The organism is Micromonospora globispora (assembly GCF_003857015.1).
In the GTDB taxonomy this organism is placed as follows: Bacteria; Actinomycetota; Actinomycetes; order Mycobacteriales; family Micromonosporaceae; genus Micromonospora; species Micromonospora globispora.
This window is the reverse complement of the sequence record NZ_QGGF01000231.1, coordinates 1-7,834: the sequence shown is the minus strand read 5'-3', so window position 1 is coordinate 7,834 and position 7,834 is coordinate 1. Positions and strand designations below refer to the sequence as shown.

The 7,834-nt window shown below is 74.7% G+C and carries 11 protein-coding genes; 6 read left to right on the top strand and 5 right to left on the bottom strand.

The genetic code is table 11. The annotated features are described in order from the left end of the window. Positions 1 to 255: 255 nt before the first annotated feature. From DKL51_RS10145 to DKL51_RS10135, 3 genes are all read left to right on the top strand, one after another. Complete coding sequence (locus DKL51_RS10145) at positions 256 to 885, top strand: 5-formyltetrahydrofolate cyclo-ligase (RefSeq protein WP_109947191.1); 630 nt, start codon at positions 256 to 258, stop codon at positions 883 to 885. 42 nt (positions 886 to 927) lie between these two features. Next, the gene (locus DKL51_RS10140) at positions 928 to 1,326 is read left to right on the top strand and encodes an FmdB family zinc ribbon protein (RefSeq protein WP_243421003.1); all 399 of its coding nucleotides are present in this window, start codon (positions 928 to 930) and stop codon (positions 1,324 to 1,326) included. Between the two features lie 364 nt (positions 1,327 to 1,690). Beyond that, complete coding sequence (locus tag DKL51_RS10135; RefSeq protein WP_243421004.1) at positions 1,691 to 2,143, top strand: flagellar biosynthesis protein FlgA; 453 nt, start codon at positions 1,691 to 1,693, stop codon at positions 2,141 to 2,143. Between the two features lie 21 nt (positions 2,144 to 2,164). Here DKL51_RS10135 and DKL51_RS10130 read toward each other — a convergent pair whose 3' ends face one another. Beyond that, positions 2,165 to 2,347: a hypothetical protein gene (locus tag DKL51_RS10130; protein WP_109947199.1), complete on the bottom strand. Its 183-nt coding sequence runs from the start codon at positions 2,345 to 2,347 to the stop codon at positions 2,165 to 2,167. 524 nt (positions 2,348 to 2,871) lie between these two features. Here DKL51_RS10130 and DKL51_RS36885 point away from each other — a divergent pair. After that, positions 2,872 to 3,036 (top strand): hypothetical protein, encoded by a 165-nt coding sequence (locus DKL51_RS36885; protein WP_207786252.1) that lies wholly within the window; start codon positions 2,872 to 2,874, stop codon positions 3,034 to 3,036. 11 nt (positions 3,037 to 3,047) lie between these two features. Here the strand turns inward: DKL51_RS36885 and DKL51_RS10120 are convergent, their stop codons facing one another. Beyond that, on the bottom strand, positions 3,048 to 3,530 hold the full coding sequence (locus tag DKL51_RS10120; RefSeq protein WP_109947194.1) for a DUF2231 domain-containing protein: 483 nt from the start codon (positions 3,528 to 3,530) through the stop codon (positions 3,048 to 3,050). Positions 3,531 to 3,725: 195 nt separating this feature from the next. Here DKL51_RS10120 and DKL51_RS10115 point away from each other — a divergent pair, with 195 nt between their 5' ends. Together DKL51_RS10115 and DKL51_RS10110 are read left to right on the top strand one after the other, a co-directional pair. Beyond that, positions 3,726 to 4,154 carry a Fur family transcriptional regulator gene (locus tag DKL51_RS10115; protein ID WP_109965421.1) on the top strand — a complete coding sequence of 143 codons (429 nt, stop codon included), beginning with the start codon at positions 3,726 to 3,728 and terminating at the stop codon, positions 4,152 to 4,154. A 67-nt stretch (positions 4,155 to 4,221) separates the two neighbouring features. Further along, positions 4,222 to 5,079 (top strand): oxygenase MpaB family protein, encoded by an 858-nt coding sequence (locus DKL51_RS10110; RefSeq protein ID WP_109965420.1) that lies wholly within the window; start codon positions 4,222 to 4,224, stop codon positions 5,077 to 5,079. A 12-nt stretch (positions 5,080 to 5,091) separates the two neighbouring features. Here DKL51_RS10110 and DKL51_RS10105 read toward each other — a convergent pair whose 3' ends face one another. The 3 genes from DKL51_RS10105 to DKL51_RS10095 form a co-directional block, all read right to left on the bottom strand. After that, positions 5,092 to 5,934 (bottom strand): RecB family exonuclease, encoded by an 843-nt coding sequence (locus tag DKL51_RS10105; protein WP_109965423.1) that lies wholly within the window; start codon positions 5,932 to 5,934, stop codon positions 5,092 to 5,094. A 143-nt stretch (positions 5,935 to 6,077) separates the two neighbouring features. Next, positions 6,078 to 6,692 carry a MarC family protein gene (locus tag DKL51_RS10100; RefSeq protein ID WP_109947201.1) on the bottom strand — a complete coding sequence of 205 codons (615 nt, stop codon included), beginning with the start codon at positions 6,690 to 6,692 and terminating at the stop codon, positions 6,078 to 6,080. Between the two features lie 40 nt (positions 6,693 to 6,732). Beyond that, the gene (locus DKL51_RS10095) at positions 6,733 to 7,605 is read right to left on the bottom strand and encodes a PHP domain-containing protein (protein WP_109965422.1); all 873 of its coding nucleotides are present in this window, start codon (positions 7,603 to 7,605) and stop codon (positions 6,733 to 6,735) included. Positions 7,606 to 7,834 lie beyond the last annotated feature (229 nt).

The window sequence follows — 7,834 nt, the reverse complement described above, 5'->3', positions numbered from 1 at the left end:
GGCAGAGGGCATCGACCGAGGTGCGCACGCCGGCGGCGGCCAGGCCGAGCCGCTCCGCCGAGCGGCTGCGGTCCACGGCCGACATGGTGGAGCCGACGAAGAAGGCGCCGAGCAGGACCGGGCCGAGCACCACCGCGAGGAAGGCCGCTGTCAACCGCCCGCGTAGCGTCAAGCTTCCCCCCGGAAGTTCCGCACCCGATGCTGCGATGCTGACACAGAGCGACGGGGAGACAAGCGCTGCGTCAGGAGTGTTGCGTGCCGGAATTTTCTCATGGAGCGGAAGTCACGCATGAGGCCAAGCGCGAGATGAGAATCGCGCTGCTCGCCCGCCGCCGGTCGCTGACCGCCGCGCAGCGGGCGGCGGCCGCCGCGCGCGTCCAGGCCGAGCTGGTCTTCCTGGTACGCCGGCTGCGCCCCGCCCGGGTGACCGCGTACGTCCCGGTCGGCTCGGAGCCCGGCGGGGCCGACCTGCCGGCGGCGCTGGGGACGGCGCTACCGCCGGAGGCGGACCTGCTGCTGCCGGTGCTCCTGGACGACCTGGACCTGGACTGGGCCAGGTACACCGGGCCCGGGTCGCTCGTCGCGGCGGGACGCGGGCTGCGGGAGCCGACCGATCCCCCGCTGGGTCCGGAGGCGGTGGCCGGCGCGGCGCTGGTGATCGTCCCCGCACTCGGGGTGGACCACCGGGGCCACCGACTGGGCCGCGGCGGCGGCTCGTACGACCGGGCCCTGGCCCGGGTGCCGGAGTCGACCTTGACGGTGGCGCTGCTGCACGACGGTGAGCTGGTCGAGACGGTCCCCGCCGAGCCCCATGACCGTCCGGTACGCGCCGTGATCACGCCCACCGACGGCCTGCGTACGCTTGTCGCGGCACCCCGTGTCTGACGGCACACTTCCGCTGGACGAATCCTCGCCGATGACGCACCATTGGCACTCGAATACGTCGAGTGCCAACCGGCCGTGCCAGATCCGGAGGAGAACGTGCCCACGTACCAGTACGCCTGCACCGCGTGCGGCCACCAGCTCGAGGCGGTGCAGTCCTTCTCTGACGAGCCGCTGACCGAGTGCCCGGCGTGTGAGGGGCGGCTGCGCAAGCTCTTCAACTCGGTCGGCATCGTGTTCAAGGGTTCGGGCTTCTACCGCACCGACTCGCGCTCGTCGGGCTCGGACACCGCGACGAGCACCGCGAGCAAGCCCGAGAAGTCCGAGTCGTCCGCCGGCTCGTCCAGCTCCTCGACCGGCTCGACGAACGGCTCGTCCGCGTCGAGCAACGGCGGTTCGACCAAGACCCCGGCCGCCAGCTCCTCCGGCGCCGCCTCCTCCTGACCCGAGCGGCCTGACCCGGCTCGGCTCGGCTCGGCTCGGCTCGGCTCGGCTCGGCTCGGCTCGGCTCGGCTCGGCTCGTCAGGATGATCGGTCGACGCGGCCGTCGGGCCGCAGGGACCGGTCGGCGCGGCACGCTGCCAGGCCGCTGGCCCCGGGGCACGCATAGCAAGATCGCGACCTGCGCGAGGGTTGTCCACAGGCCGGCCGGTTGTCCACAGGCCGGCCGCCGCCGGCGGCCATGGCCGGTCCGCCGCCCCTAGCCTCCTGATCCGTGCGCCGGATCTCGGCGCCGCCAGGCTGCCGAGGCGGGAGGCACGGGGTGACGGGGAGCGAGGGTTCACTGCGTCCGGCGCGGTGGCGTGGCATGCCCCGCGGCGGCACGCTGCTTCGGGCCGGGCTGGTCGCCGTCCTGCTCGGCCTGGCCGCGGCCGTCCTGCAGACACCGTCCGGCTGCCCACCCGGAGCTGGCCCGGTGACTCCCGCTCCGAAGCCGCCAGCCAGCCGCGACGCCAATGCTGCCCAGGACTCCGCCCTGCCGCTGCCCAGCGGTCTGGTGGGCGTACCGGTCCGGCTGGCCGAGCCGGCCGCCCTCGCGGTGCTGCGTCCGGGCGCCCGGGTGGACCTGCTGGTCGTACCGGCCGGCGGGGCGGCCGCCGAGGCGGTCCTCATCGCGTCCCGGGCGCTGGTGCTCGACGTGGTGGGCGCGGAGGCGGTGGACGCCTCGTCCGCGCTCTACCTGGCGCTCCCGCCCGAGCAGGCGCAGCGTGCCGTCGGGCTGCCCGAGGGAAGTCGCTTCGCCGTGGTCGTCCGTGGCTGAGCGCGGGCGCCGAGGGTCTGGTCAGTCCCAGTGCGGGGGCCGCTCGGCCAGCAGCCAGTCGTCGTTGCCGCCGCTGAACTCGCCCCAACCGCGGTCCGTGTCGTCGGCCGTCTGCTCGGGCAGCACCACGAAATCGTCGCTGAGGTCGACCGTGCGGTCGTCGTCGCCGCGCGCGCCCTGCGTGCCGGGGTCCTCGGTGCTCACGAGCGGCAAGACTACCGCCCGGACAGGGGCGGCCTGAACCTCCGGCGCGCCGCCCCGGCGCTTCACCCACGGCCGCCGGAGCCATGCCGCGGCCCGAACCTCCGGCGGGCCAGCCTTAGCGGCCTCGCCCACCGCCGCCGCGGAAGCCAGGCCGGGCTGCTGAGCGGCGACGGCCCGACGCGCTTTCCGAGCCGGCCCGTCGGACCGACTGATGGGCTGTTGCGTTGGTAGCGTCGGACGGCGTGACGACGCCCAGCGGTGCCACCTCCGAGGACGACTTCTGGCGACGCCCGGCACCAGATCAGCCGGCCCCTGGCGGGGCCGGTTCCCCGACCGGCGGTGCCGGGGCCGCAGCGGACCGGGCCGGCGGCGCCCAGGTGCCCGGTGCTGGTCAGCCCGGCGCCGCCGGGCGCCCGGCAGGCACTGGCACGGGGCCGCCCCCGGGCACTTCAGCCGGTCCCCAAGGCGGCGGTTACACCGGCCCGCCGCCGACCACTCCGCCGCCGCCGGGCTGGCGTCCCCCGGTGCACCTGCAACCCGCGCCGCCCCGCCAGCTACCGCCGCAGGACATGGCGGCCATGGACATGGAGGAGCAGCGCGCCCAGCGGCTCACCTACAGCATCGGCACGGTGGCCGGGGTGGTGCTGGTGATCCTGCTCTGCCTGCTCTGCTCGCGGCTGATCTTCTGAATGCGGTCGTGTCAGACCTGGCCGCTCCACACCATCTGGGCGCCGCTGTCCCCGGTCAGGTAGGCGTAGGCCAGCGTCAGGACGGCGAGGACGACCACCACCGCGGTGAGCACCGGGGGCAGCCAGCGGGGCAGCATCCGTGCGCGGGGGTACCCGCTGGTCACCAGAAGGAGCAGGAGTGCCGCCACGGCCAGCCCGACAGTCCACCAGAGCAGCGTCCCGCCGTACTCGGAATGCTCCTCGATCTTCCTGAGGAACTCGCCGCTGGCGCCCTTCTCCCGCTGCACCTCTTCGAACGCCTCACCGGACTCGGTCGCCACCCAGGTGACAATCGGGGTCCCCACGGCGAGGACCGCCACCGCCCAGTCGAGCCGGGGCCGCCAGCGCGGCAGCACCCCGTACGCGACGGAGAGCAGCGCCAGCAGCGGTACCAGCACCACGGCGGCGTGGATGACCAGGATGTGACCCGGTAGACCGTTGATTTCCCTGAACACCGACACCTCCGGCGAGTGGACGGGACCGCGCGGTCAGCGTACGGCGGTGTGACCGTCGTCGCTCCCTCAACATCGACACACGCAGCCGTCGGCCGCGCGGTTCACAGCCTTACGGCAGGCCACGAGCCCTGTGTCCCGGGCCACCCGGGTCCGAGCTCGCTTGTCGCCCGGCACCGCCCGTGCTGTCATTGCCTCATGTCCAGTGGCGAGGAACTGCTCCGGTCGAGGGGCCTGCGGGTCACCCGGCCGCGCCTCGCCGTGCTGGACGTCCTCGCCGCCGGCGGGCACCTGGAGGTCGACGAGATCACCCGACGGGTCCGCGAACGCCTGGACTCGGTCTCCACCCAGGCCGTCTACGACGTGCTGGGCGCCCTCTCCCGCGCCGGGCTCTCCCGCCGGATCGAACCGGCCGGGAGCCCCGCCCGGTACGAGGCGCGCGTCGGGGACAACCACCACCACGTGGTCTGCCGTGGTTGCGGCGAGATCGCCGATGTCGACTGCGCCACCGGCGACGCGCCCTGCCTCGACCCGAACATCGCCCACGGTTTCGAGGTTGACGAGGCGGAAGTGACCTTCTGGGGCCTCTGCCCCGCCTGCCAGGCCCGCCGCTCCGCCGACGACTGACCCGCCGGACAAGGTGCCCGGGACGACGGCCGGGGCGGTCCACCACGCCCCGTGGCATTCTTGGGCGGTGGACTCCGATGACCTCGGCCTCTTCGGTCCGGGATCGGTCACGTGGAAGGTGCACGAGGAGCCGATCCTGATCGTCGCCGGCCTGCGTTCGCTCTACCTCCAGGCCCTGCACCCCCGCGCCATGGCCGGGGTTGCCCAGAACAGCAACTACCGCAGCGACGCCTGGGGCCGCCTGATGCGCACCGCGACCTACGTGGCGACCACCATCTACGGCACCACCGCCGAGGCCGAGGCGGCCGGCCGCCGGCTGCGTACGCTGCACGCCCGGATGCGGGCCACCGACCCGTTCACCGGCGAGGAGTTCCGGGTCGACGACCCGGAGCTGCTGCGCTGGGTGCACGTCACCGAGGTCGAGTCCTTCGTCAGCACCGCCCGCCGCGCCGGCCTGACCCTGACCGACGCCGAGGTGGACGGCTACTACACCGAGCAGCGCCGAGCGGCCGCCCTGGTCGGGCTCGACCCGGCCGACGTGCCGGGCACCGCCGCCGAGGTGGACGAGTACTACCGGCAGGTCCGCGGCGATCTGCGGATGACGAAGGAGGCCGCGGAGACCGCCCTCTTCCTCACCGCCCCGCCGATCCCCTGGAAGCTCAGCCTGCCGGTCCGGCTCGGCCTGCACCTCGGGCCGCCGCGTTGGGCGTACCTCGGGATCGCCGGCACGGCGCTCGGGCTGCTGCCGGCCTGGGCGCGTCGGTTGTACGGCGGGCTCGGGGTGCCCACCACCGCGCTCTCCGCGGACCTGAGCGTCCGCGCGCTCCGGCTCGCCCTCGCGGCGGTGCCGCAGCGGTACCGGGAAGGGCCGTTGCAGCAGGCGGCGAAGGAGCGCGCCGCCCGCCGCACCGCCCTCGCCGGCTGAGTCGGCGCCGAGTCAGTCCAGGTCGGCGGCGGCCCCGGTCGGTCGGTCCACGGCCGCCCACGGGTCCTTGCCCGGCGTCTGGGCACCCGTCGGGCAGGTGCGGCGGTAGTCGCACCAGCCGCAGCGGGGACCGGGAGTGGCGGGGAAGGCGTCGTCCGGATCGGCGCCGTCGGCGATCGCCCGCTCGGCGGCCAGGATGTCCCGGGCGGTGTCCTCGGCCCGGCTGACCTGGCGGGCCAGGGACTCGGGGGTGTGGTCGTGCGCCGCCACGGTGCCGGTGGGCAGGTGGTGCAGCTCGACCCGGCGACAGGGCCGGCGGAACACCCGCTCGGCGGCGTAGGCGTAGAGCGCCAGGGCCTGCGAGCCGCGGGCGTCGTCGGCGTCCAGGCCGGTGCGGCCGGTCTTGTAGTCGACGATGACGAGCTCCGGACCCTCCGGCCCGGGGCGGGAGTCGATCCGGTCGGCGCGCCCGTTGAAGGCCAGCACCGCGGTCTTGACCGCCACCACCCGCTCCACGCCGATCGGCTCCGCGTCGGGCTCCAGGCCGGCGACGTACGACTCCAGCCAGGCCAGCGCCCGCCGGTACGCGTCCCGCTCCTGCGCGTCGTCGCGGTAGCCCTCCCGCACCCAGGTGCCCTTGAGCAGGGTGGCCAACACCTCCGGCCGGCGCCGCTCGGGGGCGAGCGCGTACCAGTTCTTCAGGGCGGTGTGCACGCTGGCGCCGAGCGAGTTGTGCGCCCACGGCGGACCCTTCGGCGGGGCGGGACGGTCGACGTAGGAGTAGCGGTAGCGGCGCGGGCAGTCCGCGTACGCCCCGAGCTTGCTCGGCGTGCAGACGAAGAGCCGCTCGGGCATGCCCTCGAAGCCGAGCTGCTCGGCCTGCTCGGCGCGGGGCCGGGGAGCCCGGCCGCCGGTCGGTCGTCCGGTCGGGGAGGGTCGTCGCACGCCTGAGATCCTGCCACCCCGGTACGACAGCGGGGCGACGGCCGGCCGGCGGGTCAGCTCATGGTGATGTACTGCGTCACGAAGGCAGCCACCGCGTCCGCGATGAGCTGCACCGCGATGGCGGCCAGCAGCAGGCCGGCGATTCGGGTCAGCACCTCGATCCCGCCCGGCCGCAGGATCTTGACGATCACCCCGGAGAAGCGCAGCACTATCCAGACCGCGACCATCACCGCGATGATCGCGGCGGCGATCGCGGTGTAGTCGGTGAGCTCGCCGGCCTGCTGGACGAAGAGCATGGTGGCGACGATGGCACCGGGGCCGGCCAGCAGCGGGGTGCCCAGCGGCACCAGGGCGATGTTGGAGGTCGCCGGCTGGTTCGGGTCGTCGGCCTTGCCGGTCAGCAGCTCCAACGCGACCAGGATCAGCAGCAGCCCTCCGGCGGCCTGCAACGCGGGCAGGTCGACGTGCAGGTAGGCCAGGATGGTCTGCCCGGCCACCGCGAATACCACGATCACCCCGAGCGCCAGCGCGACAGCCTGCCAGGCGGCCCGGTTCCGGTCACGCGCCGGCAGCGGCCCGGTGAGCGCGAGGAAGATGGGCATCATGCCCGGCGGGTCGGTGATCACCAGCAGGGTCACGAAGACCTCGCCGAAGAGCTTCAGATTCACCCGCACACGGTAGCCGCGCCGCCCGAGGGCGAAACGCGGATCAGCCCGAAGCGACCGCGGTCACCCCGCTGGCCGCCGCGACGATCCGCTCGTACGCCTCCGGTGCGGTGGTGTGCGCGCCGAGGCGGACCGTCTTGTGCGTCCCGTGGAAGTCCGACGACCCGGTGACCAGCAGTCCCAGCTCGGCCGCCAGCCCGCGCACGTGCGCCCGCTCGGCCGGCGAATGGTCCTCGTGGTCGGCCTCCAGGCCGGCCAGCCCGGCCGCCGCCAGCTCGACGATCAGCTCGTCCGGCACGATCCGCCCCCGGCGGCTGGCCCGAGGGTGGGCGAAGACCGGCACCCCGCCGGCCGCCCGGACGAGTTCGACCGCCCGGAAGACGTCGATGTCCTCCTTGGGCAGTCGGTACCGCTCCCCCAGCCAGTCCGGCCCGAACGCCTCGGTGGTGGTGGCCACCAGACCGGCCCTGATCAGCGCCTGGGCGATGTGCGGCCGGCCCACCGTCCCGCCGGCGGCCCCGGCCAGGATCTCCCGCCAGCTCACGTCGATCCCGTCGGCCTGCAGCAGGCGCACGATCCGCTCGCCGCGCTCCTCCCGGGCCAGCCGTACCCGGGCCAACTCGGCCACCAGCTCCGGCTCGGTCGGGTCGAACAGGTACGCCAGCAGGTGCAGCGGGATCGCCGGCTCGACCCCGTACCAGCGGCAGGAGAGCTCCGCCCCGCGGACCAGGGTGAGGCCGGGCGGCAGTGCGCGTACCGCAGCGTCCCAACCGGCGGTGGTGTCGTGGTCGGTGATCGCCACGACGTCCAGCCCGGCGTCGGCGGCGGCTCGCACCAGCTCGGCCGGGCTGAGCGTGCCGTCGCTGGCGGTCGAGTGGGCGTGCAAGTCGATCCGGGCGGCCGCTGCGGAGGTCACCCCGCCGACGCTACCGGCCCCACCGCCGGACGCCACGGCCGACCGGGCGGCGCGGCGGTCCCGGCGTCACGGTCGTCGGCACCCGCCGAGGTCAGCGGTCGATGTCGGCAACCACGACCGGGCGCTCGCCCGGCGCGACGCCGGCCACCGGGGACGAGGTGGGGCGCTCGCCGGCCAGCACCTGCTCGGCCCGGACCCGGACGAGCCGGCCGGCGCCGTCCACGTGCAG

Coding starts and splice junctions, on each gene's coding strand:
- DKL51_RS10135 (WP_243421004.1), top strand. CDS start 1,691: ATGCCCCGCGGCGGCACGCTGCTTCGGGCCGGGCTGGTCGCCGTCCTG.
- DKL51_RS10115 (WP_109965421.1), top strand. CDS start 3,726: ATGTCCAGTGGCGAGGAACTGCTCCGGTCGAGGGGCCTGCGGGTCACC.
- DKL51_RS10105 (WP_109965423.1), bottom strand. CDS start 5,934: ATGCCCGAGCGGCTCTTCGTCTGCACGCCGAGCAAGCTCGGGGCGTAC.